This is a genomic window from Sphingomonas sp. DBB INV C78 (assembly GCF_042693015.1).
Taxonomy (GTDB): Bacteria; Pseudomonadota; Alphaproteobacteria; order Sphingomonadales; family Sphingomonadaceae; genus Sphingomonas_E.
Window position 1 is genome coordinate 1,635,681 of record NZ_CP170544.1, and the last position, 22,573, is coordinate 1,658,253.

The window sequence follows — 22,573 nt, forward strand, 5'->3', positions numbered from 1 at the left end:
CGGTCAGTCGCCCGTCAGGATGCGATCGACCAGTTGCTTCACGGTCGGGACGAAACCGTTCGAATAGAACGGATCCTTCTTGAACTTGTAGGCCGCGTGCCCCGCGAACATCAGGTTCTGCTCGACATCGCCGCCATGGACGATGTCCTGCAGCGTCTTCTGGATGCAGAAGCTGCGGGGATCGGCGAGCCGCCCAGTCGAATTGCCCTCGGTATCCGCCCAGGACGAAAAACCGCACTGGCTGAGGCAGCCCATGCAATCGGCCTGATCCTTGCGGATGATCTTGGTTTCTTCCGGCGTTTCGAAGACGAGCGTGTTGTCCGGCGTCTTGAGCGCGGTGGTGTAGCCGAGGCCATACCATTCGCGCGCATGCATCAGATCGTTGCGCGTCACCCAGAAATTCTTGCCCTTTACGCCGACGTCGAGCTGGAACTGGTGGTCGCCGGCAGCCTCGCCCGAAAAGGCGATCTGGCGTTCGGAACGCGCTTCCAGGTTGCGCAGGAACGGGTTGCGCACCGCCGACGAATAGAAGCCGGTCGGCGAGAAACGATGGAGCAGGACGTCGCCTTCCTCAAGCGTCGTCAGCCGGTCCTTCCACGCCTGCGGGATCGGGCTTTCCAGGGTCAGCAGCGGCCGCGTACCGAACTGGAAGGCGATCTGGCCGAGCTCGGGATTGTCGATCCACTCGCTCCAGTCGCGCAGATACCAGACGCCGCCGGCCATCACGATCGGCACGCTGTCCGGAATGCCGCCTTCGCGCATCGTCGCGCGCAATTCCTTGACGCGGGGATAGGGGTCCTGCGGCTGCAGCGGGTCTTCGGCGTTCGACAGGCCGTTATGGCCGCCGGCCAGCCACGGATCTTCATAGACCACCGCGCCCAGCCATTCCGAAGCCTTGGAATAAGCCCGCTTCCACAAAGCGCGGAAGGCGCGGGCCGAGCTGATGATCGGCAGATAATGGACGCCATAGGACGCCGCGATCTCGCTAAGCTTATAAGGCATGCCCGCGCCGCACGTGACGCCGGTGATCATCCCCTTGGTGCGTTCCAGCACGCCGTGGAGGACGCGCTGCGCGCCACCCATTTCCCACAGCACGTTGATGTTGATCGCGCCCTTGCCGTTCGACATCTCGAACGCGCGCTTCACCTGATCGACCGCGCCGTCGATGGCATAGGCGATGAGTTCCTCATGCCGCTCCCGCCGGGTCAGCGCATGATAGACCTGGGGAATGATCTTGCCTTCGGGATCATAGCTGTCGGCATTCACTGCCGAGACCGTGCCGATCCCGCCGGCGGCCGCCCAGGCCCCGGAACTCATATGATTGGTGGCGGCAACACCCTTGCCACCCTCGATCAACGGCCACACCTCGCGCCCCCCGTAGAGGATCGGCCGCACACCCTTGAACAATCATGCCTCCATGCGAAATCGGGCTCCCTATAGGCCAGCCCGTGACGAAATGCGCGCGAAAAGCGAGGGCGCGCATCCGCCCGTCTGCCGTGGTGCCCAACTCCGCGGAAATGCGCCTGTCAGGGCGCCATCCACTCCCCACCATTGATGTCGAGCACCGCACCCGTAACCATTTTCGTATAGTCGGACACGAACATCAATACGGACTTTGCGCACTCCTCCTCGGGCGGGATGACGCCAAGCGGAATGCGCGTGGCGACGCCCTTGGCAAGCTCGTCGACCGTCGTGCCGGCATGTTCCGCCATGCCGATCAGCGCGTTGCGCACGGGATCGCCCCACAGCCAGCCCATGCGAGTGGCGTTGACGCGGATATTATAGTGGCCGACCTCCGCTGCAAGCTGGCGCGAAGCGGTGACAAGTGCGCCCTTGGCGATCGCGTAGGAAAGCGATCCGCCCGGCAGCGGCTTCAGCGACTGCATGGTGGCGACATTGACGATCGCGCCCCCGCCCTGCGCCTTCATGTGCGGCAGCACCGCCTGCGCCATGCGCGCGGCGCCCATGCAGGCCACGTCGATCGTCTGCGCCCAGTTCTCGATGTTCGCATCGTCGAACACGCCATTCTCGCCCGGCGCATAGGCGCTGTTGACGAGGCCATCGATCCGGCCGAACCGCTCGACACCGGCGGCGACCAGCCGGTCGCACTGCGCCTGATCCGAAACGTCGGTGGAAACCGCCACCGCCTGGCCGCCGGCCGCCTCGATCTCCGCCTTCACATCATCGAGGAACGCCTGCTTGCGCGCGCCCATGACAACCTTCGCGCCTTCTTCGGCGGCAAGCTTGGCCATGGCGCGGCCCATGCCGGGGCCGACGCCGGTGATGATGATGACCTTGTCCTTCAGCAGCATGTTCCTGTCCTCTCGATCGGCGGGTGCGCCGTTGACGATTGCCTATGGCGCGCCGTGGGGCGGGACAAGTCGGCGGGCCATGGTTGTGGCCCGACCGCGAAACCCGCACGGCTGGAACAAGACCGCCAGCCGGGCCTTCCCCCGCCCCGTTTCAGGGTTTCCCCCGATTGCCGCGGCCAGCCAATTTCCCACACTGCAATCAGACGAGGGGAAGAACGATGCTGGCATCGGTGGGATTGTGGTTCATCAGCGCGCCGATATGGACCATCGGACTGGTGGTGTTCGGCGGCATGGCGCTCGGCATGTTTATCGGCCGCCAGTTGCGGAAGCGCTTCCCTCTCAAGGCTGACAAGGCTGGCGACGGGGAAAAGGTCGAGAGCCAGGAATCCTTCATGGTTACGTCCGTCATGGGCCTGCTGGCCCTGTTGCTGGGCTTCACATTCTCCCTGGCGGTCGATCGCTTCGAAACCCGGCGCGGCAACGTGCTGACCGAAGCCAATGCGATTGGCACCACCTATCTGCGTAGCCAGCTGCTGGAAGAGCCACATCGCGAGCGACTGAGCAAATTGCTCATCGATTATACAGACACCAGGATCGCGCTTGCCACTGAGCAAAGCCGTGAAGCGCGGGCACCCCTCCTGCAGCACAACGACCAACTCATTGCCGATCTGTGGACCGCGACAGTCGCCGCATTTCCTTCGATGCGCCCCTATGATTTCTCCAGTTCCTACCTGGAAACGATGAATAATATGATCGATATGGACACGACGCGGAAGGCAGGGCGGCTCGCGCATGTTCCCGCCGAGATATTCTTCGTCCTCCTGCTCTATCAATTCATCGCCTCGATCGTGATCAGCTATTTTCTGATTGGCCCGAGGGGGCAGAAGATCGCGCTCTTCCTGTTCCTGCTCTTCAGTGTCGTCCTGCTGCTGGTGATTGACATAGAGCGACCGACTTCGGGCGGCATTCAGGAATCGCAGGCGCCGATGCTGATGCTGCGCGATTTCATGAAGCAGCAGCCACCCGCCTCCTTCGATCGCTTCAACCTACCGCCGGCGGTGCCGACGCCCTCGCGCTGATCGCGGCTATCGGCCCTGCCACAGGTCCGGATGCTGATCGATATAATCGGTCAGCCACGCCGCCAGCCGCTTGTTGTCGTCCACGCTGTAGTGATTGGCGCACGCCTGCCGGTCGAAACCCAGATCGCGCATGGGCAGGAAGTTGATCCTGGTGACGCCGGCGGCCTGCGCCGCTTCCAGCATCGCGCGCTGTGCTTCCTCGAAAACGGCGCGCCCCGCCGGATCCATCGCCGCCAGGTCGAACCACCAGATCAGGAAGGACGCGGTCGGCTGCCGCTTGTGCAAGGCGGCGACGAAGGCGCCATATTCGACGGCATAATCCTTGGCGACTTCGTTGAAATCTTTCCACTTCTCGCGCGGGTTCAGCGCGCCGACGAAATCCGCGTTCAGCTTGATGACGATGACGCTGGGGCGCCAGCTCGCATCCTTGTAGGCGTCGAACTTATTGAACAGGATGTAGGGATAGAGCGCCGGCAGCGTGGCATCTGGCAATATGCCGGCATAATTCCGCACCACGCCGCGCGCCGATATCGCATTGATCTGATAATCCGCATCGAAATGCTTGGCGACCAGAGCGGCATAGCCGTTCTGCGTGTCCGTCCGCAGCCGCGCCTCCTCGTTCGTGCATTGGGCCGTCGGCGAATGCATGCCGAAACCGGTCATCGAGGAATCACCGATAAACTCGATCTGCCGTGCCCGCGCCTGCACCGGCAGCGGCGTCGCATCGGCCGGCACATAGAAGCCGCCAAACTCACCGACCACGCCCCCGCTCTCGGTGACCTTCTCCAGCCGCAGGCGATGCCGTGCCGCGGCCAGCCCGTCCACCTTCACATCTACCCAGCCGGGCTGCGCGATGGCGATCGGCGGCAGATCGTCAATCAGCAGCCGATATTCATTGGCCGTGTCGTCGAATTTCAGCGCAACGCTCCGCCCCTCGAAGGCCGCGTCGAAATAGATGCCCGGCCACTGATGGCGGAAGGCCCGCGCACCTGCCGGCCGCGACCTTTTCTCCTCCTTCACCCGGCCCCCGACATGGATCGGCAGCGTGCGCATGTCGGGGGTCACCGATTGCCGCTTGGCGTCCGTGGTAACGGTCTGGGCGTTGAGACTGGCCGGCAAAAGGGCGAGCAACGCCGCCCCCAAGGCATGGCGCGCGAATTTTCGGGTAGATGACTTCGCTGCCGCCATAACGCCCCCGATCCCTTTGCCGATCAGGGGCTTTTACATTGCCGGCGAGCGTGCAGCCAGAAACCTATTCGACCGCGAACAGCGTCGTGCCTTCATATTTTGGCTGGCCGACGTCGAAGACCGAATCCCGCTCGAACGGCCGTCCCGCAATCGCAACCGCGCCCAGCCCGCTCAGCTTGAAGGTGCCTAGCTTCACCTCGCGCGGAGGCCGCCCGTCCCGCCCGACCGTCACCGCGTCGACATACAGCTCGCCGTGGCGGGTGTAGAGGATATGCGGCGCCAATTCCACGCGAGTGCGGTTGTAGGTAGCCTCGACAGACGTCTTGCGCGCGATGGCTTCAAGGAGGATTTTGCTCGATTCCATAGCGCCAGCTTCAACATCACGCGGCGAATGTCCAGCTTTTTTGTGCATCGCAGCAAATTGTCCCGCCTAAACGCGCTCAAGCTGCGGGCCAGCCGAACGGCACCCGCGTCTCGCCGGCCGGCTCGGCGTCCGCTGTGAAGCGCCGCTCGCTGATGACGCCGACGCCTTCAGCATCGATCGCGACCACGGTGCTGCACCGCGTGCCATAAACGGCATTGCGGATGAATATCGGTGACTGCAGCGCCTCCTGCGGCACGTCCGACGGCGTGTCCGGCTGCAAGCCGCTGTCCGGCAGTCGTTCTTCGCGCAGCGCCTCGAAAAGCCGCTCCGGCCGCTCGCCATCGTCGACGATCCATTTCAGTAACGCGGATTTCAGATGCAGCGTCTTCGGCCAGGCCTCGTCCAGCCGGCCGTTGGACAATCCGTATATGCCCGGTTCCAATCGGCTCCGCTCGACCGCCGGACGGTTGGTCAGGAACCGCGCCTCGCCGTTCGCCACCATGATCAGGTTGAGCGGATTGAAATCATCGAGCGCCGCCGCGTCCGGATCGGCATAACGCCCGCTTCCCGCCAGCAGATCGGTCACCAGCGCCCCGCGCGAAGCCCGATCGGGCTCCGCGCCGCCATAGCCGCGCAGATTGGTGACGACCGCAACCCGCCCGGCATCCGAAACGCCGAGCCATGTCCCGCCCGATTGCAGGTCGCGCCCCGCGATCACGCCGCCTGGTTCGGCCCAGCGCGCCAGGGGCTGCGCGGGGCGCGCATGCAGCTCATCCCGATTGCCCGCCAGGATCAGCGGCCAGCGCGGATGCGCCCGCCAGGCGAAGGCCAATACGCACATCGCCGCTTGATGCCGCCTGGCGAGCGAAAAGCGAAGTCCTTATTCGATCGGGCGCTTCTTCAGTTCGTCCCGGATCTCGCGGAGCAGCACCACATCGGCCGGGTCGGCCGCATCGGCGGCGCGCTGGAACGCCTTGTTGGCGGCGCGCACCAGCAGGAAGATCACGAAGGCGACGATCAGGAAGTTCACGAAAATGGTGATGAACTGGCCATAGCCGAGCAAGGGCACGCCTGCCGCTTTCAGATCCGCATAGCTGGTGACCGATCCTTTGAAGTCCGCAGGAATATCGCCCAGCATGATGAAATAGTTCGCGAAATCCAGCCCGCCGAAAACCTTTCCGACCACCGGCATGATGATGTCGTCGGTAAGCGAGCTGACGATCTTGCCGAAAGCCGCGCCGATAATCACGGCCACCGCCAGATCGAGCACATTGCCGCGATTGATGAACGCCTTAAACTCGCTGAACATGAACGAAACTCCCTGCTGACCCTCGCACCCTCTCGCCTCATGGTGACGATGGCAAGCGGGACTTTGCCGACAGCCAGCGGGTAACGCATTCAGATCAAATCAAGTTCAACCCCCGATGCTGAGCACGATCTTGCCGACATGATCGCCGGCCTCCATGCGCGCATGCGCCGCCGCGGCTTCCTCCAGCGGGAAGATCCTGTCGATCACCGGGCGGAGCCGCCCGTCGCGCACGAACGGCCACACCGTCGCGGCCAGCTCATCGGCCACCAGCGACTTGAACTCGACCGAACGCCCCCGCAGCGTCGATCCGGTCAAAGTGAGTCGCCGCCGCATGATCTCCCACAGCGGGATCTCCACCTTGGCGCCCCGCTGCACCGCGATCGAGACATGGCGGCCGTCATCGGCCAGGCAGGCGAGGTTCCGCGGCACATAATCGCCCCCCACCATGTCCAGCACCGCCTGGCAGCCGCGCCCCTGCGTGATCCGCGTCACTTCCTCGACGAAATCCTGGGTGCGGTAATTGATCGCATGGTCGGCGCCGATCTCCAGCGCCCGCGCGCATTTCTCGTCCGAACCCGCGGTCACGATCATGTTGAGGCCGAACAGCTTGCCCAGCAGGATCGCCATCGTGCCGATCCCGCTGGTGCCGCCATGCACCAGCACCGTATCGCCCTCCACCGCATAGGCCCGCTCGAACAAATTGGTCCACACGGTGAACAAGGTCTCGGGCAAGGCAGCCGCATCGGTCATCGACAGCCCCGGCGGCACCGCCAGGCACTGGCCGATCGGCGCCACTGCATAGTCCGCATAGCCCCCGCCCGAAATCAGCGCACACACGGCCTGCGCTGCCCACTCGGTTTCGACGCCCTCGCCCAACGCCACGATCCGCCCGGCCACTTCGAGTCCCGGAATCGGGGAGGCGCCCGGCGGCGGCGGATAGAGGCCCTTGCGCTGCATCACATCGGGCCGGTTGACCCCCGCGGCGGCGACCCGGATCAGCACTTCGCCCGGCCCGGGCTTGGGCACAGGACGCTCGACAAGGCGAAGCACGTCCGGCCCGCCCGGCTCCTGCGGATCTATCGCGCGCATGGTTTCTGGAAGCGCGGCCATAATTCCCCCATCGGCGCGATTGTTACGCTGCGGTTTATTGACATGCCGCGCGCATCGGTCAACGCTTCACCCATGGATGCAGACGACAATCTTCCGAAGCGCCAGGATGATCCGCTCACGCTCGTGCGTTTGCAGGATCTCGACCCGCTTTCCGTGGATGAGCTCCAGGCCCGCATCACTGCCCTGGAGTCGGAAATCGATCGCACGCGCCGCAAAATTGAAACGGCCGTTAACCATCGCGCAAGCGCCGAGGGCCTATTCAAAAGATGAGGGCAAGCCGACCGGAACGCGGTGTACGCAACTGGGGTCCGGCAGGCGGCGTTCTTGATGCGAGGGCTCGGCTTGATCAATGGGCTGAGGCTCACGACATAGGTGTGGAGGGGCCGCATCTCCCAGGCGGCCCGAAGGAGTAGACTAGATGCCCTCATTCGCCCGCGAGCTGGAACAGACTCTCCACAACGCACTGTCTGCTGCATCCAGCCGCCGCCACGAATATGCGACGCTCGAACATCTGCTGCTCGCGCTTATCGACGACGAGCATGCCGCCAAGGTGATGACCTCCTGCGGTGTCGAGCTGTCCGAACTGAAGGAAGCGGTGCAGCTCTATCTCGATACCGAGCTTGATGCCCTCAAGGTCGATGGCAATACCGATCCGTCGCCCACCAGCGGTTTCCAACGCGTCGTCCAGCGCGCAATCCTCCATGTCCAGTCTTCCGGCCGGGAGGAAGTGACGGGTGCCAACGTGCTCGTCGCCCTCTTCTCCGAACGCGAAAGCTATGCCGTCTATTTCCTGCAGCAGCAGGATATGAGCCGGCTGGATGCGGTCAGCTTCATCAGCCACGGCGTCGGCAAGGCCGGCCAACCCACGGAGCAGCGCGAAGTGAAGGGGGCGGAAGAAGAGAAGGCGCAGAAGCAGGATGGCAAGAAGGGCGAAAGCGCGCTCAAGCAATTCTGCGTCAACCTGAACGAGAAGGCGAAGGACGGCCGCGTCGATCCATTGATCGGCCGCGGGCCGGAGGTCGACCGTACCGTCCAGATCCTCTGCCGCCGCTCCAAGAACAACCCGCTCTATGTCGGTGATCCCGGCGTCGGCAAGACCGCCATCGCCGAGGGCCTGGCGCGCAAGATCGTCGAAGGCGACGTGCCCGATGTGCTGCGCCCCGCGGTCATCTATTCGCTCGATATGGGCGCGCTGCTCGCCGGCACCCGCTATCGCGGCGATTTCGAGGAGCGTCTGAAGCAGGTCGTGACCGAGCTTGAGAAGCTCCCCCACGCGGTCCTCTTCATCGACGAGATCCACACGGTGATCGGCGCCGGCGCCACCTCGGGCGGCGCGATGGATGCTTCGAACCTCCTGAAGCCGGCGCTGTCGGGCGGCGTGATCCGCTGCATCGGATCAACGACTTACAAGGAGTTCCGTAACCATTTTGAGAAGGACCGCGCGCTTCTCCGCCGGTTCCAGAAGATCGACGTCAATGAGCCGACGGTCGAGGACACGATCAAGATTCTCGCCGGCCTTCGCTCGGCGTTCGAGGAGCATCACTCGGTCAAATATACGCCCGATGCGATCAAGTCGGCGGTCGAGCTTTCGGCCCGCTACATCAATGATCGCAAGCTCCCCGACAAGGCGATCGACGTGATCGACGAGGTCGGCGCCATGCAGATGCTGGTGCCGCCGAGCCGCCGCAAAAAGGTGATCACGCCCAAGGAGATTGAGGCCGTGATCGCGACGATGGCGCGCATCCCGCCGAAATCCGTATCGACCGACGACAAGAAGGCGCTGGAGACGCTGGAAACCGATCTCAAGCGGGTCGTGTTCGGCCAGAACCAGGCGATCGAGACCTTGTCCTCGGCGATCAAGCTCAGCCGCGCGGGCCTGCGCGAGCCGGACAAGCCGATCGGCAACTATCTCTTCTCGGGCCCCACCGGCGTGGGCAAGACCGAGGTCGCGCGCCAGCTCGCCTCGATCATGGGCATTCCGCTCCAGCGGTTCGACATGTCCGAATATATGGAACGCCACTCGGTCAGCCGGCTGATCGGCGCGCCTCCGGGCTATGTCGGCTATGATCAGGGCGGCTTGCTCACCGACGCGGTCGATCAGCATCCGCATTGCGTGCTGCTGCTCGACGAGATCGAGAAGGCGCATCCCGATCTGTTCAACATCCTGCTGCAGGTGATGGACAACGGGAAGCTGACCGATCACCACGGTAAAACGGTCGATTTCCGCAACACCATCCTGATCATGACCACCAATGCCGGCGCGGCCGACATGGCCCGCGAGTCGATCGGTTTCGGCGCGATGACGCGGGAGGACGTGCAGGAAGAGGCGGTGAAGAAGATGTTCACGCCGGAATTCCGCAACCGCTTGGACGCCATCGTGCCGTTCAGCTACCTGCCGACCGAGGTGGTCAGCCGCGTCGTCGAGAAGTTCATCCTGCAGCTCGAACTGCAGCTCGCCGATCGCGACGTTCACATCGCGCTCGACGAGGATGCCAAGGTCTGGCTCACCGAAAAGGGTTATGACAAGCTCTACGGTGCCCGCCCGATGGGCCGCCTGATCCAGGAGAAGATCAAGCAGCCGCTGGCCGAGGAACTGCTGTTCGGCAAGCTCGTCCACGGCGGCGAGGTCAAAGTCCACCTCAAGGACAATGCGCTGGCCTTCGAAATCGTGTCCGCAGCGCCGAAGCGCCCCAAGAAGGGCGGCAAGGCCAAGGCCGAAATCAAGGGCTGATCACTTCTACCGTCATCCCGGCGCAGGCCGGGATGACGGCCTACTATTCCGCGCTATTCACGGTTCCCGGCCCCGGCTGTCCGTCATGTCGGGCCTTCGGCTCGTCTGCATTGCCCGAAAATTCCTGACTGTCAGGACACGCGACATTGCGGACATTCTTCTCCCCTCCCTGGAAGGGAGGGGTTGGGGGTGGGTTGGCGCGCGGAGCGCGCCTCTCTAACCTTGCCTCATGTCGCGGGTGCCGGAGCATATGACAGCCAATGCGCGCGCCTTGCGCAACAGCCAGACCGAAGCCGAACGACTGATCTGGCGGCGGCTGTCACGCTTCCGGCCGCGCTTCACCCGACAACTGGTGGTCGGTCCCTATATTCTCGACATCGCCTGTCGATCGGTAAAGTTGGCGATCGAGTTCGATGGTAGCCAGCACCTCGATGCCGAGGACTATGATGCGCGGCGCTCGCGGTTTCTCGTGGACAATGGCTGGACCGTCATTCGCTTCTGGAACGGCGAGGTTCTCGCCAATCCCGACGGTGTGGCTGAGGCAATCCTTGCAAAGACCGCCGAGTGCCTCGGCGGAACCCACCCCCAGCCCCTCCCTTCCAGGGAGGGGAGGAAGAGGGGCTGAAGTCCGCTTCCCCCGACTTTTCGGACATACGGCGCCGAGCTTCGTGCTCCTAATTCCTGACTGTCCGGAATCGGCGTGTCGCAGCCGCCTCGGGAACGGCGGCTTTGTTGGGGGGAGCGGACATGTAGCTTTCGGGCTCGGGCCGCGAGAAGTGGAATTCGGCAGCGGATGGACTCGCTGCCGTCAAGCGCCCAACGAGGGAAATGTGAATACAGTGCTCGCCTCGTCGAATTTTTAATAACTTTCTGTGAGAAGCCGATAAAGCGCTCAATTTAGGCGGTACGCATCGGTGCAGTTCGGCGTCTCGAATCCCCGCTTCAGTTTTTTGATGGCTTTGATCGCGATGGCGTCGCCGGCTGAAGCCGAAATTTTCGAATATGCTCGATCAAATGTGAACGGCTGGGGTCTGAAGGCAAGAACGATTGTTCGAACTCGATCCGACATCCCTTATATTGACGACATTATGTGCCAAATTCAGAAGAGCGGCATTACGATATATGTTAATCGCTCCGACAACATGAAATTGGACATACGTGGAAGTGATCGTGCAGAGGACTTCGCAGCACCCGAAATAAGGGGCTTAAAAATTGGTAGCCGAACTTATGAGGCTATGGGCGTGGAAACGTCCGGGAGGCGCTGGACCCTTGATGGCGTAAAATATCCTGATCAGGGCGATATAATTCCAATTTGGAAAGGTTACTTAGCATTTCGAAAAGATCCATCGCGCCCATGGCTCAATGTTAACTCTCTAATTCCCGATCTTATAGAAATAGATTCTCTAATTGTAAGCTATAAGAGCATGTCTGGAAATCCGCGAAGTGTGAAATTAGACATATCCGGAATGGGGAATGCGATTAAGCAATGCCAAGAAGAAATTGAATCGAACGAAGCCTTCCGGCGCAGATAATTGCAAGGTGGCGAAAATCGGGGGCCTCGTTGGCAGAGGCAATATCGGTAAAAAGGGCCGATTTGTCGGCGTGTCCCGACAGTCCGCTTTTAGCGATCACCGTCCATTAGCTGCCGTTGAGCAACGCCTCTAGAGAACTTCGGAACACCCGTCCGCCCACATCGACAACCCGCCACCACCGCCTTCCAATGTAGGACTTTATCTGTTCTATCCTCTTCGATGGAACGGCGCCCCTCGCAATCAGCCGGCGGCCAATCGCACGGCCGGCTCCTCTCCCATCGGCAGTTCAGTTCACAGGATCGACGGCACCCGTCGCGTCACCGGCGCGCCATGGACGCATCGGCAGCGCATAGCAGGCGTGCGACTATCGCGTGCGTGTCGCGATGCCGGCGCGTCGCCGCCGCGTCCCTGTCGCAATGCGGTCGCGTCACTGTCGCAAACCTGGCGCGTCCCCGTCGCGTCACCGGCGCATCTGCCGCCCGAGCGCATGCAATCCTCAACTTCCTCAACTTCGGCGCGATGGAAACCCCGCCAGCCGGCCTATTCCGGCGCGGGCCGGGCTTCGGGCCCCAGCAGCTTCTTCAGCAATCGGCGAACCATCAGCAGCAGCGCCACAGCGGTCAGGATCAGCAGGACGGCAATGGCCACCGCCGCGACCGGATTGGCGAGCGCGGCGTAAAGCAGCCCGGCCGAAGCGACGTCTTCACCGGTGGAAACGACGACATTGCTGAATGGCTCAGGGCTGGTGTTCACCACCGCCCGCGCCCCCGCCTTGGCGCCATGGGTCAGCAAGGTCGCGCCGCCGCCCAGCAGAAGGCTCGCCACCTGCCAGGCGGGATCGCTGGCATCGACGATCGCCATCGCCAGCAAGGCGCCGCCGACCGGCCGGATCAGGGTGTGGATGGCATCCCATATCGAATCGACGATCGCGATCTTGTCGGCCAGGAATTCGGCGATCAGGCCGATGCCGGCCACGCCGATCACCCAGGGATTGGCCAGCGCATCGAGCGAGGAGAGATGCTGCGGCAGTTCGATCCACCCCGTCCGCATCGCCAGGCCCGTCGCAAAGACGCAGAGATAGAGCCGCCATCCCGCAAGCAGGCTGACACTGGCAGCGACGCCCAGAAGCTCGACCACGCCCATGGCCGAGGAAGCTGACACATCCGGTCAGACGAAGGAATAGGGGTCCACATCCACCGCCACGCGCACGCCGCGCGGCCATTCCAGCCCGCCCAGCCATTCGCGGATCACATCCTGCACATCGAGTGCGCGGCGGGCGTGGACGAGGAGCCGCTGGCGGTGCCGGCCGCGCAGCATGGCGAGCGGCGCGGGCGCAGGGCCGAAGACATGCATCCCCTCCACCTCCGGCGCGGTGCGGCCGATCAGCCGCGCGGTCTCGACCGCCTCGTCCAGTTTCTCCGACGAGACGATGATCGCCGCATAGCGCCCGAACGGCGGCGCGTTGGCGCTGCGCCGCGACTCGGTCTCGGCCGCGTAGAAGCTCTCGGCATCGCCCGAAACCAGCGCCTGGATCACCGGCGCCGAAGGCTCGCGCGTCTGCACGAACACGCGCCCCGGCTTCTCGCCCCGCCCTGCCCGGCCCGCGACCTGCGCAATCTGCTGGAAGCTCCGCTCGGCCGCGCGCAGGTCGCCCCCCGCCAGCCCCAGATCGGCATCGACCACGCCGACCAGCGTCAGATTGGGGAAATGATAGCCCTTGGTGATCAACTGGGTGCCGACGATGATGTCGATGTCGCCCGCCTCCATCCGATTGACGAACTCCGCCGCCTTGGCCGGCGACCAGAGCGTGTCGGACGTGACCACCGCGACCTTCGCGTCCGGGAACAGGGCCGCCACCTCATCGGCGATGCGCTCCACGCCCGGCCCGCAGGCGACGAGCGTGTCCTCCTCCTTGCACTCCGGGCAGACGGCCGGCGGCGGCATCACATGGCCGCAATGATGGCAGGCGAGCCGCGCCATCAGCCGATGCTCGACCATCCAGGCCGTGCAATTGGGGCATTGGAAGCGGTGGCCGCAGGTCCGGCAGAGCGTCAGCGGCGCATAACCGCGCCGGTTGAGAAACAGCAGCGCCTGCTCCTTGCGCTTCAGCGTCTCGTCGATCGCCGTCACCAGGGTCGGCGCCAGCCAGCGCCCGCGCGGCGGCGGATCGGCGAGCAGGTCGATCTCGGATATGTCCGGCATCTGCGCCACGCCATAACGGCCGGGCAGCTTCAATTCCTCATAGCGGCCAAGCGCCACCTGCTGCCGCGTCTCGATCGCCGGCGTCGCGGAGGCGAGCACCACCGGACAACCCTCGAACCGCCCGCGCATCACCGCCACGTCGCGGGCGTGGTACATCACGCCGTCTTCCTGCTTGAAGCTGGTTTCATGCGCCTCGTCGACGACGATCAGGCCCAGCCGCGCATAAGGCAGGAACAGCGCCGATCGCGCGCCGACCACCACCTTCGCCTCGCCCGTCGCGATCGCCCGCCAGGCGCGCCGGCGCTGCGATTGGCGCAGGTCCGAATGCCAGGCGACCGGCTGATGGCCGAAACGCGCGGCAAAACGCTTCAGGAACGGCTCGGTCAGCGCGATCTCGGGCAGCAGCACCAAAGTCTGCCGGTCCTGCCGGATCGCCTCGGCCACCGCCTCGAAATAGACCTCGGTCTTGCCCGATCCGGTGACGCCGTCGAGCAGGAAGGGCTGAAACTCATGGCCCCGCACCGCCTCCACCAGCCGGGACGCCACCGTCTGCTGATCGTCCGACAACGCGGGCGTGTGAAAATCCGGGTCCGGCGCTACCCACGGATCGTCGACCGAAACCTCGACCGCTTCGATCGCGCCGATCTTCACCAGCCCCCGGATCACCGCGTCGGACACGTCGGCGATCGTCGCCAGCTCGCGCACCAGCCCCTGCCGCTCACCGATCCGCTCCAGCGCCTGCGCCCGCTGTGGCGTCAGCCGGTCGGGCACATGGCCGGTCGCACGATATTCGATCACCGTCCGCGCGCCATCCAGCGCCGATGCCGAGGAAAGCGCCATCCGCAGCACCGCGGCCGGGGGCGCGAGATAATAATTGGCCGTCCACTCGATCAGCCGGCGCAGCGGCGCGCCCAAGGGCGGCAGATCATAGACGCCGGCGAGCGGCCGCAGGCGATTGTCGCCGACCTCGGCGTCCGACGGCATCCGGTCCGCCTCCCACACCACGCCCGCCCATTGCCGCGGCCCGAGCGGCGCGAGCACGATCGATCCGGGCCCGACGTCCTGGCCGGGATCGACCCGATAATCGAGCGGCCCGAGGGCGGGATTGAGCAGGAGAACGCGCGCGCGCGGATTGGCCACGGTGAATGCCAGTCAGGGATGGTCCGTCCAGCGCCGCATCAGATTGAACTGTACGGCCTGGAGGCGCGAGAAATTCTCGGGCAACATGTTATTCCCCTCCAGCGCGGCGACCTCGTTCAGCTCATAGAGCAGGTCGCGCTTGACCGGATCGGCAATCCGGCTCTGGATGAAGGTGATCGCCACCAGCCGCTGCCCACGCGTCACCGGCTCGACCTCGTGCAGCGTCATCGACGGATAGACCACCGCCGATCCCGGCCTGCCCTTGAACCGCATCTCGCCGCTGCCCAGCTGCACGCGCAGCGCGCCGCCGTCATAGCTGGCGGGATCATTCAGGAAGACAGTGCAGCTCAGATCCGATCGCAGCGCGCCGGTCGGCGTCTGCATCATCGCCGCATCGGGATGCAGGCCATAATTCATCTGCGGCTCGTAACGCGCCAGGATCGGCGGCGCGATCGCCTTGGGAAAGGCGATATCGAAGAATTCGCGATTGCCCAGCAGCGCCCGCGCGACGACCTGCCCCACCCGCTCGGCCGCTCCCTGTTCGTGGAGCTGGGTGTTGTTCTTGACGCGCGAATGCGGGTTGCTGACGCGGCCATCGACGAATTTCGACGTGGCGGCGATCTGCACCAGTTCGGCCACCGCCTCCGGTGGCAGCACGTCCTCGATCATCCTGAACATCAATATTCTCCACGGGCCACGCGGTCGAGCGCGCGGGCGATCAACGGGAAATCGCGCGCCGCATCGGCCAGCCATTGCCGCCCGCGGCCGATCTCCCCTGCCTGCTCGCGCGCCGCCTGGGCGATAACGTCGCGCCGCAATTGCGGGCTATAGGCATGTTCGGGCGCCTTGGAATAGCGCGTCATGATCGGCCCACCGGTCAGCGCCGCCGCCTGCTCCTCGCCAAGCGGCTGGCCGAAATGCGCAGCGCACGCCGCCAGCGCCTCGGCCGGGCGCGTCAGAAACTCGTCGAAATCGAGCCACAGCACCTGTCCAGTGGCGGCGGCGCCGGCCGCCTGTTCAAGTGCGCTCATCTCGCACGCCCAACCCAGCGCTGCCCTTTCGCCAAGCGACAGGTTCCACAGCCGCCAGGGTTCAGCCTCGATCCGCGCATGCAGGCGCAGCAGCCGCGTGCCGCTCAGCGCCCCCAATTCCTGGATCGATGCTTCGCCGGCCAGAATGGTGGCGAGATAGCTTTCGGGCCGGACATAGAGGAACAGCGCCTTCTCACCCTGCGCCAATATCGCCGGCGCCAGATCGGAAACGAAGCTGGTCGCCTTGATCAGCGCGTGCTGCTGCGGCCGGTAGGTGCGGGAAAGCCAGCCCAGCGCGATCCCGATCCTTTCGTCTAGTCGTTCGGGTGACCAGGGCGATTCCGGCCGCCCCCTCACCCGCTGCAACTCCGCCAACCCGCGCAACAGCGCCGGCTCCCGCAGCGCGAAGACGCCCGGCAGTTCGCCCAGCAGCCGCGCGATCAGCGTCGATCCGACATGGCCGATATGGAAGATGTGCTGCGCGGTCGCCGGCAACCGGCCCGACGCGGCTTCAAGTTCCTCCCAGCCGAACCATTGGCACGGCCGATCCTGCGTCAGGATGCGCTGGTCTAGGAAGCTTGCCTTCGCATAGTCCGCCTCTGCCATCCGCGCGACGAGCACGCGGTCGCCGCCGGCGTCGAGCGATTGGGCAAGAAGATCAGGCGATGCCCGGAATTGCTGGGCGAAGGGGCTGGCGGTCACGCAGGCTCCGGGATGGCGGCAGGAAGATGTCTTACTCCCTCCTACCGCCATTCCGTTCTGGTTGCACAGGCCCCGATCAGGCCTCGGCGCGTTCCTCGCGCGCCAGCAGTTCCTGCTTGATGGCAAGGCCATAGGCATAGCCGCCCAGGGTGCCGTCGCCGCGCTTGGCGCGATGGCAGGGAATCAGCACCGCGATATTGTTGGCGCCGCACGCCGATCCCGCCGCACGCGCCGCGCCCGGCTTGCCGGCCTTCGCCGCCAAAGCCGCATAGGAAAGCGTCTCGCCCGGCGGGATGCGGGAAAGTTCACGCCACACCGCCTCCTGGAAAGCGGTGCCCTTCACGTCGATCGGCAAATTGTGGGGCCGCTCGGGCGACTCGACTGCTGCCACGGTCCGCGTAACGAGATCGGCCAGCGCCGCCCCGCCCGGCGCGATGTCGGCATGGGGAAAACGATCCGCGAGCTCCGATTCGTCCTCGTCGAAAGACAGGCGACAGATCCCGCGGTCGGTGGCCGCCACCAGCATCGCCCCCAGGCTGGTATGGGCGATCGCCCAGCGGATCGTCACGCCCCGCCCGCCGTCGCGCCAGGCCGATGGCGTCATGCCGAGTCGCGCCGGCGCATCGGCATAGAAGCGCGCGGGCGCGGTATAACCCGCGTCATAAAGCGCCTCGGTCACCGTCTGATTCTCCTTCAGCGCCACTTCCGCCCGCCGGGCACGAAGCGCGCGGGCATAAGCGGCGGGCGTCAGCCCCGTGGCACGCCGGAACAGACGCAGGAAATGGTGTGGCGCATATCCTGCCACCGCGGCGATCTCGTCGAGCACGGGCGGCTCTTCGGCATTGGCGATGAAGGACAGTGCCTTGGCGATACCCGCCTCGTCGCGCGCCACATCGTCGGGCAGGCATCGGCGGCAGGGCCTGAGACCCGCGGCCCGCGCACCCACCCCATCGCTGAAGAAGCGCACATTCTCCCGCCGCGGATGGCGGGCGGCGCAGGACGGTCGGCAATAGATGCCGGTTGTCAGCACGCCAGTGACGAAGCGGCCATCCTGTGAACGATCGCGCCGCAACACCGCCTCCCAGGCGGCGTCCGCTTCGATCGCGGCATGGTGGAGTGATTCGGTCTGGGTCATGTGCTCTATGTGGGCGCAAGGGCCGCGAACCGCATCCCGCGCTTTGCTTTCAAAGTTACAAAAGCGTTGCCTTGCATCGCGGCACCTCCCCTGCTAACCGGCCCGCGACCCATGCGGGGACGCCCTATCGGCGCCCCCTTTTTCGCATGGGACGAAATCCATTTGGGGGATTTTAGGCGCGTGGAGAATTCCGGCGGTATTCAGGCAAGCCTCGCAGGGCGCTACGCAAAGGCGCTGTTCGAGCTTGCCCGTGACGAGAAGATGCTGGCCGCCGTTTCGGCCAGCCTCTCGACCCTGAAGCAGATGCTGGCCGAATCGGCCGAGCTGCGTCAGCTGACGACGAGCCCGCTCGTGGCGCGCGCTGATGCGGCGAAGGCGATTGCGGCCGTTGCCGCGTCGCTCAAACTCGATTCGCTCACGACCAATTTCCTCGGCGTGCTCGCCAAGAACGGTCGCCTCGGCCAGATCGCCCCGGCGATCCGCGCTTTCAGCGATCTCGCCGCCCGCCATCGTGGCGAGATCACCGCCCAGGTGACCTCCGCCCATCCACTTTCCGACGATCAGGTCGCCCAGCTCAAGACGACGCTCAAGGGCCAGCTCGGCCGCGACGTCACGGTCGATCTCAACGTCGATCCCGCGATCCTCGGCGGGCTGATCGTCAAGGTCGGCAGCCGTCAGATCGATGGCTCCATCCGCACCAAATTGAACACTCTCGCGACTGCGATGAAAGGCTGAACATGGATATCCGCGCCGCAGAAATCTCCAAGGTCATCAAGGACCAGATCGCCTCGTTCGGCACCGAAGCGCAGGTCTCCGAGGTCGGCTCGGTCCTGTCGGTCGGCGACGGCATCGCCCGCATCCACGGTCTGGACAATGTCCAGGCCGGTGAGATGGTCGAATTCGCCAACGGCATCAAGGGCATGGCCCTCAACCTCGAAGCCGACAATGTCGGCGTCGTGATCTTCGGCACCGATGCCGAGATCAAGGAAGGCGATGTCGTCAAGCGGACCGGCACCATCGTCGACGTCCCCGTCGGCAAGGGCCTGCTCGGCCGCGTGGTCGATGGTCTCGGCAACCCGATCGACGGCAAGGGCCCGATCATCGCCGACAAGCGCAGCCGCGTCGAAGTGAAGGCTCCGGGCATCATCCCGCGCAAGTCGGTGCATGAACCGGTGCAGACCGGCCTCAAGGCGCTCGACGCGCTCGTCCCCGTCGGCCGTGGCCAGCGCGAGCTGATCATCGGTGACCGTCAGACCGGCAAGACCGCCGTCGCGATCGACACCTTCATCAACCAGCGCGAAGCCAATAAGGGCGATGACGAGTCGAAGAAGCTCTACTGCGTCTATGTCGCCGTCGGCCAGAAGCGCTCGACCGTCGCGCAGATCGTCCGCCAGCTCGAAGAAAATGGCGCGATGGAATATTCGATCGTCGTCGCCGCGACCGCTTCCGATCCGGCTCCGCTGCAGTTCCTCGCGCCCTACACCGGCTGCGCGATGGGCGAATTTTTCCGCGACAACGGCATGCACGCCGTGATCGTGTATGACGATCTTTCCAAGCAGGCCGTCGCCTACCGCCAGATGTCGCTGCTGCTGCGCCGTCCGCCGGGCCGCGAAGCCTATCCGGGCGACGTCTTCTATCTCCACAGCCGCTTGCTCGAGCGCGCCGCCAAGATGAACGACGCCAACGGCAACGGTTCGCTGACGGCGCTGCCGATCATCGAAACCCAGGCCGGCGACGTGTCCGCCTACATTCCGACCAACGTGATCTCGATCACCGACGGCCAGATCTTCCTTGAAACCGACCTGTTCAACGCGGGTATCCGCCCGGCCATCAACGTCGGTCTGTCGGTGTCGCGCGTCGGCTCGGCCGCGCAGACCAAGGCGATGAAGAAGGTTGCCGGCTCGATCAAGCTGGAGCTCGCCCAGTATCGCGAAATGGCTGCCTTCGCGCAGTTCGGTTCGGATCTCGACGCCTCGACCCAGAAGCTCCTGAACCGCGGCGCGCGCCTGACCGAACTGCTGAAGCAGGGTCAGTTCTCGCCGATGCCGTTCGAAGAGCAGGTCGCTTCGATCTTCGCCGGCGTGAACGGCTATCTCGACGGCATCCCGGCTTCGGACGTGGTTCGTTTCGAGCAGGCTCTGCTCGCCGATCTTCGTGCGCATCATGCCGACGTGCTGGCGGGCATCCGCGACACCAAGGATCTGGGCGACGATCTGAAGGCGAAGCTCGCCTCGGCGCTCGAAGCCTTCGTCAAGGCCTTCGCCTGAACCATCCATCGTCATTCCCGCCTCGAAACGGGAATGACGACCGGCAAGTAGGAAGAGACAGGGACAGATGCCCAGCCTCAAGAGCCTCAAGGTTCGCATCACCTCGGTGAAGTCGACCCAGAAGATCACCAAGGCGATGAAGATGGTCGCCGCCGCCAAGCTGCGCCGTGCGCAGGCGGCGGCCGAGGCCGGCCGTCCCTATGCGGAACGGCTGTCGGCGGTGATGTCGAGCCTCGCCGCCAAGGTCACGATCGGGCCGGAAAGTCCGAAGCTGATCGCCGGCACCGGCAGCGACAAGCGCCACCTGATCGTGGTCGCCACGTCCGAACGCGGCCTCGCGGGTGCGTTCAACACCAATATCGTGCGCGCCGCGCGCAAGAAGGCCGACGAACTGATCGCCGAGGGCAAGGACGTGAAGTTCTACCTGATCGGCAAGAAGGGTCGTGCGGTCATCCAGCGCCTGTTCCCGGGCAAGATCGTCCATCAGGTCGATCAGACGCACATCAAGAACGTCGCTTTCGCTGACGCGCATGTGGTGAGCGAAGACCTCATCAAGCGCTACCAGGCCGGTGAATATGATGTCGCCCACCTGTTCTTCGCCAAGTTCCAGTCGGCGCTGGTGCAGATCCCGACAGAGCTGCAGATCATCCCGGTGCCGCTGAGCGCCGGCGAGGGTGCGGCCGCGACGGGCGCTTCGGCGGCGGTGGAATATGAGCCCGACGAGGAAGCGATCCTTGCCGAGCTGCTGCCCCGCAACGTCGCCGTCCAGCTTTTCCGCGCCATGCTGGAAAATGCCGCGTCCGAACAGGGCAGCCGCATGACCGCGATGGACAATGCCACCCGCAACGCGGGCGACATGATCAACAAGCTGACGATCCAGTATAACCGCACGCGCCAGGCCGCGATCACCACCGAATTGGTGGAGATCATCGCGGGTGCTGAAGCGCTCTGATCCAAATCCGATCGGGTCAGAGCACCCGAGCATTGAGGTGAGAAGACATGTTTGAGCCCAAGTCCGCCAGTAAGGCCGCCACCACTAACAATGTCGGTCGCGTCAGCCAGATCATCGGCGCCGTCGTCGACGTCCAGTTCGGCAGCGAGCTGCCGGCGATCCTCTCGGCGCTGGAAACAGAGAACCAGGGCAATCGCCTGGTGCTCGAGGTTGCCCAGCATCTCGGTGAGAACACCGTCCGCACGATCGCGATGGACTCCACCGACGGTCTGACCCGTGGCCAGGAAGTCCGCGACACCGGCGCGCAGATCCGCGTTCCGGTCGGCCCGCAGACGCTCGGCCGCATTCTGAACGTCATCGGCGAGCCGATCGACGAGCGTGGCCCGGTCAACACCGATCTGACCGCGCCGATCCACGCGCCGGCCCCGGAATTCGTCGATCAGTCGACCGAAACCAGCATCCTCGTCACCGGCATCAAGGTGATCGACCTCCTCGCCCCTTACTCCAAGGGTGGCAAGATCGGTCTGTTCGGCGGCGCCGGCGTGGGCAAGACCGTGCTGATCCAGGAACTGATCAACAACATCGCCAAGGGCCATGGCGGCACCTCGGTGTTCGCAGGCGTCGGTGAACGCACCCGCGAAGGCAACGATCTCTATCACGAGTTCCTCGACGCCGGCGTTATCGCCAAGGACGCCGACGGCAACCCGACGCCGGAAGGCTCCAAGGTCGCCCTGGTGTTCGGCCAGATGAACGAGCCGCCGGGCGCCCGCGCCCGCGTCGCCCTGTCGGGTCTCGCCAACGCGGAATATTTCCGCGACGTCGAGGGCCAGGACGTGCTGTTCTTCGTCGACAACATCTTCCGCTTCACCCAGGCGGGTTCGGAAGTGTCGGCTCTGCTCGGCCGTATTCCTTCGGCCGTGGGCTATCAGCCGACGCTGGCGACCGACATGGGCGCCCTGCAGGAGCGGATCACCTCGACCAACAAGGGCTCGATCACCTCGGTGCAGGCGATCTACGTGCCCGCGGACGATCTTACCGATCCGGCGCCGGCCACGTCCTTCGCCCACTTGGACGCGACGACCGTGCTTTCGCGCGCCATCTCGGAACTGGGCATCTACCCGGCCGTCGATCCGCTCGACTCGACCAGCCGCGTGCTGACCCCGGCCGTCGTCGGCCAGGAGCATTATGCGACGGCCCGTGCGGTTCAGGAAACGCTGCAGAAGTATAAGTCGCTGCAGGACATCATCGCCATCCTCGGCATGGACGAGCTTTCGGAAGAAGATAAGCTCACCGTCAGCCGCGCCCGCAAGATCCAGCGCTTCCTGTCGCAGCCGTTCCACGTCGCCGAAGTCTTCACCGGCATCAGCGGCAAGTTCGTCGCGATCGAAGACACGGTGAAGTCGTTCAAGGCCGTCGTCGATGGCGAATATGACCATCTGCCGGAAGCCGCCTTCTACATGGTCGGCGGCATCGACGAAGCGGTCGCCAAGGCCCAGAAGCTGGCCGAAGCGGCGTAACA

21 protein-coding genes are annotated in these 22,573 nt (G+C 64.6%); 9 read left to right on the plus strand and 12 right to left on the minus strand.

Features of this window, described 5'->3' with window-relative positions; translation table 11 throughout:
• Positions 1 to 3 precede the first annotated feature (3 nt).
• Both ACFB49_RS07825 and ACFB49_RS07830 read right to left on the minus strand, forming a co-directional pair.
• Complete coding sequence (locus ACFB49_RS07825; protein ID WP_380878113.1) at positions 4 to 1,407, minus strand: NAD(P)H-dependent flavin oxidoreductase; 1,404 nt, start codon at positions 1,405 to 1,407, stop codon at positions 4 to 6.
• Positions 1,408 to 1,526: 119 nt separating this feature from the next.
• On the minus strand, positions 1,527 to 2,312 hold the full coding sequence (locus tag ACFB49_RS07830; RefSeq protein WP_380878115.1) for an SDR family oxidoreductase: 786 nt from the start codon (positions 2,310 to 2,312) through the stop codon (positions 1,527 to 1,529).
• Positions 2,313 to 2,395: 83 nt separating this feature from the next.
• Here ACFB49_RS07830 and ACFB49_RS07835 point away from each other — a divergent pair, with 83 nt between their 5' ends.
• Complete coding sequence (locus ACFB49_RS07835) at positions 2,396 to 3,391, plus strand: hypothetical protein (protein WP_380878117.1); 996 nt, start codon at positions 2,396 to 2,398, stop codon at positions 3,389 to 3,391.
• A gap of 6 nt (positions 3,392 to 3,397) precedes the next feature.
• Here ACFB49_RS07835 and ACFB49_RS07840 read toward each other — a convergent pair whose 3' ends face one another.
• The 5 genes from ACFB49_RS07840 to ACFB49_RS07860 form a co-directional block, all read right to left on the minus strand.
• The gene (locus tag ACFB49_RS07840; protein WP_380878119.1) at positions 3,398 to 4,522 is read right to left on the minus strand and encodes an acetylxylan esterase; all 1,125 of its coding nucleotides are present in this window, start codon (positions 4,520 to 4,522) and stop codon (positions 3,398 to 3,400) included.
• A gap of 121 nt (positions 4,523 to 4,643) precedes the next feature.
• Positions 4,644 to 4,943 (minus strand): hypothetical protein, encoded by a 300-nt coding sequence (locus ACFB49_RS07845; protein WP_380878122.1) that lies wholly within the window; start codon positions 4,941 to 4,943, stop codon positions 4,644 to 4,646.
• A gap of 76 nt (positions 4,944 to 5,019) precedes the next feature.
• A complete protein-coding gene (locus ACFB49_RS07850) occupies positions 5,020 to 5,784 on the minus strand; it encodes an NRDE family protein (RefSeq protein ID WP_380878124.1) in 765 nt (254 codons plus the stop codon).
• 39 nt (positions 5,785 to 5,823) lie between these two features.
• Positions 5,824 to 6,252, minus strand: a complete 429-nt coding sequence (mscL, locus tag ACFB49_RS07855) for a large conductance mechanosensitive channel protein MscL (protein ID WP_380878126.1) — start codon at positions 6,250 to 6,252, stop codon at positions 5,824 to 5,826.
• Positions 6,253 to 6,357: 105 nt separating this feature from the next.
• The gene (locus ACFB49_RS07860) at positions 6,358 to 7,362 is read right to left on the minus strand and encodes an NAD(P)H-quinone oxidoreductase (RefSeq protein WP_380878128.1); all 1,005 of its coding nucleotides are present in this window, start codon (positions 7,360 to 7,362) and stop codon (positions 6,358 to 6,360) included.
• Positions 7,363 to 7,434: 72 nt separating this feature from the next.
• Here ACFB49_RS07860 and ACFB49_RS07865 point away from each other — a divergent pair, with 72 nt between their 5' ends.
• The 4 genes from ACFB49_RS07865 to ACFB49_RS07880 all read left to right on the plus strand — a co-directional run bounded on the left by ACFB49_RS07865 (position 7,435) and on the right by ACFB49_RS07880 (position 11,625).
• Entirely contained in the window at positions 7,435 to 7,632 is a 198-nt protein-coding gene (locus tag ACFB49_RS07865) for a DUF1192 domain-containing protein (RefSeq protein WP_380879889.1), read from the plus strand.
• Positions 7,633 to 7,780: 148 nt separating this feature from the next.
• Positions 7,781 to 10,093, plus strand: a complete 2,313-nt coding sequence (clpA, locus tag ACFB49_RS07870) for an ATP-dependent Clp protease ATP-binding subunit ClpA (protein WP_380878131.1) — start codon at positions 7,781 to 7,783, stop codon at positions 10,091 to 10,093.
• Between the two features lie 229 nt (positions 10,094 to 10,322).
• A complete protein-coding gene (locus ACFB49_RS07875) occupies positions 10,323 to 10,718 on the plus strand; it encodes an endonuclease domain-containing protein (RefSeq protein ID WP_380878133.1) in 396 nt (131 codons plus the stop codon).
• A 328-nt stretch (positions 10,719 to 11,046) separates the two neighbouring features.
• A complete protein-coding gene (locus ACFB49_RS07880; protein WP_380878135.1) occupies positions 11,047 to 11,625 on the plus strand; it encodes a hypothetical protein in 579 nt (192 codons plus the stop codon).
• A 540-nt stretch (positions 11,626 to 12,165) separates the two neighbouring features.
• Here the strand turns inward: ACFB49_RS07880 and ACFB49_RS07885 are convergent.
• The 5 genes from ACFB49_RS07885 to ada form a co-directional block, all read right to left on the minus strand.
• A complete protein-coding gene (locus tag ACFB49_RS07885; RefSeq protein ID WP_380879891.1) occupies positions 12,166 to 12,768 on the minus strand; it encodes a DUF4126 domain-containing protein in 603 nt (200 codons plus the stop codon).
• 24 nt (positions 12,769 to 12,792) lie between these two features.
• Complete coding sequence (locus ACFB49_RS07890; protein WP_380878138.1) at positions 12,793 to 14,967, minus strand: primosomal protein N'; 2,175 nt, start codon at positions 14,965 to 14,967, stop codon at positions 12,793 to 12,795.
• A gap of 12 nt (positions 14,968 to 14,979) precedes the next feature.
• A complete protein-coding gene (locus ACFB49_RS07895; protein WP_380878140.1) occupies positions 14,980 to 15,645 on the minus strand; it encodes a Fe2+-dependent dioxygenase in 666 nt (221 codons plus the stop codon).
• Positions 15,645 to 16,700, minus strand: coding sequence for a hypothetical protein (locus ACFB49_RS07900; protein WP_380878143.1), 1,056 nt, complete (start codon positions 16,698 to 16,700; stop codon positions 15,645 to 15,647). The genes ACFB49_RS07895 and ACFB49_RS07900 overlap by 1 nt, the downstream gene beginning before the upstream one ends.
• Before the next feature lie 76 nt (positions 16,701 to 16,776).
• The gene (ada, locus tag ACFB49_RS07905; RefSeq protein ID WP_380878145.1) at positions 16,777 to 17,835 is read right to left on the minus strand and encodes a bifunctional DNA-binding transcriptional regulator/O6-methylguanine-DNA methyltransferase Ada; all 1,059 of its coding nucleotides are present in this window, start codon (positions 17,833 to 17,835) and stop codon (positions 16,777 to 16,779) included.
• A gap of 180 nt (positions 17,836 to 18,015) precedes the next feature.
• Between ada and ACFB49_RS07910 the strand changes: the two genes are divergently transcribed.
• The 4 genes from ACFB49_RS07910 (at position 18,016) to atpD (ending at position 22,571) form a co-directional block, all read left to right on the plus strand.
• On the plus strand, positions 18,016 to 18,570 hold the full coding sequence (locus ACFB49_RS07910) for a F0F1 ATP synthase subunit delta (RefSeq protein ID WP_380878147.1): 555 nt from the start codon (positions 18,016 to 18,018) through the stop codon (positions 18,568 to 18,570).
• A 2-nt stretch (positions 18,571 to 18,572) separates the two neighbouring features.
• Positions 18,573 to 20,102: a F0F1 ATP synthase subunit alpha gene (gene atpA / locus ACFB49_RS07915; RefSeq protein ID WP_380878149.1), complete on the plus strand. Its 1,530-nt coding sequence runs from the start codon at positions 18,573 to 18,575 to the stop codon at positions 20,100 to 20,102.
• Between the two features lie 67 nt (positions 20,103 to 20,169).
• Positions 20,170 to 21,054 carry a F0F1 ATP synthase subunit gamma gene (locus ACFB49_RS07920; RefSeq protein WP_380878151.1) on the plus strand — a complete coding sequence of 295 codons (885 nt, stop codon included), beginning with the start codon at positions 20,170 to 20,172 and terminating at the stop codon, positions 21,052 to 21,054.
• A gap of 47 nt (positions 21,055 to 21,101) precedes the next feature.
• Positions 21,102 to 22,571 carry a F0F1 ATP synthase subunit beta gene (gene atpD, locus ACFB49_RS07925; RefSeq protein WP_380878153.1) on the plus strand — a complete coding sequence of 490 codons (1,470 nt, stop codon included), beginning with the start codon at positions 21,102 to 21,104 and terminating at the stop codon, positions 22,569 to 22,571.
• Positions 22,572 to 22,573 lie beyond the last annotated feature (2 nt).

Coding starts and splice junctions, on each gene's coding strand:
- clpA (WP_380878131.1), top strand. CDS start 7,781: ATGCCCTCATTCGCCCGCGAGCTGGAACAGACTCTCCACAACGCACTG.
- ACFB49_RS07865 (WP_380879889.1), top strand. CDS start 7,435: ATGGATGCAGACGACAATCTTCCGAAGCGCCAGGATGATCCGCTCACG.
- mscL (WP_380878126.1), bottom strand. CDS start 6,252: ATGTTCAGCGAGTTTAAGGCGTTCATCAATCGCGGCAATGTGCTCGAT.
- ACFB49_RS07845 (WP_380878122.1), bottom strand. CDS start 4,943: ATGGAATCGAGCAAAATCCTCCTTGAAGCCATCGCGCGCAAGACGTCT.
- atpA (WP_380878149.1), top strand. CDS start 18,573: ATGGATATCCGCGCCGCAGAAATCTCCAAGGTCATCAAGGACCAGATC.
- atpD (WP_380878153.1), top strand. CDS start 21,102: ATGTTTGAGCCCAAGTCCGCCAGTAAGGCCGCCACCACTAACAATGTC.
- ACFB49_RS07850 (WP_380878124.1), bottom strand. CDS start 5,784: ATGTGCGTATTGGCCTTCGCCTGGCGGGCGCATCCGCGCTGGCCGCTG.
- ada (WP_380878145.1), bottom strand. CDS start 17,835: ATGACCCAGACCGAATCACTCCACCATGCCGCGATCGAAGCGGACGCC.
- ACFB49_RS07875 (WP_380878133.1), top strand. CDS start 10,323: ATGTCGCGGGTGCCGGAGCATATGACAGCCAATGCGCGCGCCTTGCGC.
- ACFB49_RS07885 (WP_380879891.1), bottom strand. CDS start 12,768: ATGGGCGTGGTCGAGCTTCTGGGCGTCGCTGCCAGTGTCAGCCTGCTT.
- ACFB49_RS07920 (WP_380878151.1), top strand. CDS start 20,170: ATGCCCAGCCTCAAGAGCCTCAAGGTTCGCATCACCTCGGTGAAGTCG.
- ACFB49_RS07880 (WP_380878135.1), top strand. CDS start 11,047: ATGGCTTTGATCGCGATGGCGTCGCCGGCTGAAGCCGAAATTTTCGAA.
- ACFB49_RS07860 (WP_380878128.1), bottom strand. CDS start 7,362: ATGGCCGCGCTTCCAGAAACCATGCGCGCGATAGATCCGCAGGAGCCG.
- ACFB49_RS07895 (WP_380878140.1), bottom strand. CDS start 15,645: ATGTTCAGGATGATCGAGGACGTGCTGCCACCGGAGGCGGTGGCCGAA.
- ACFB49_RS07830 (WP_380878115.1), bottom strand. CDS start 2,312: ATGCTGCTGAAGGACAAGGTCATCATCATCACCGGCGTCGGCCCCGGC.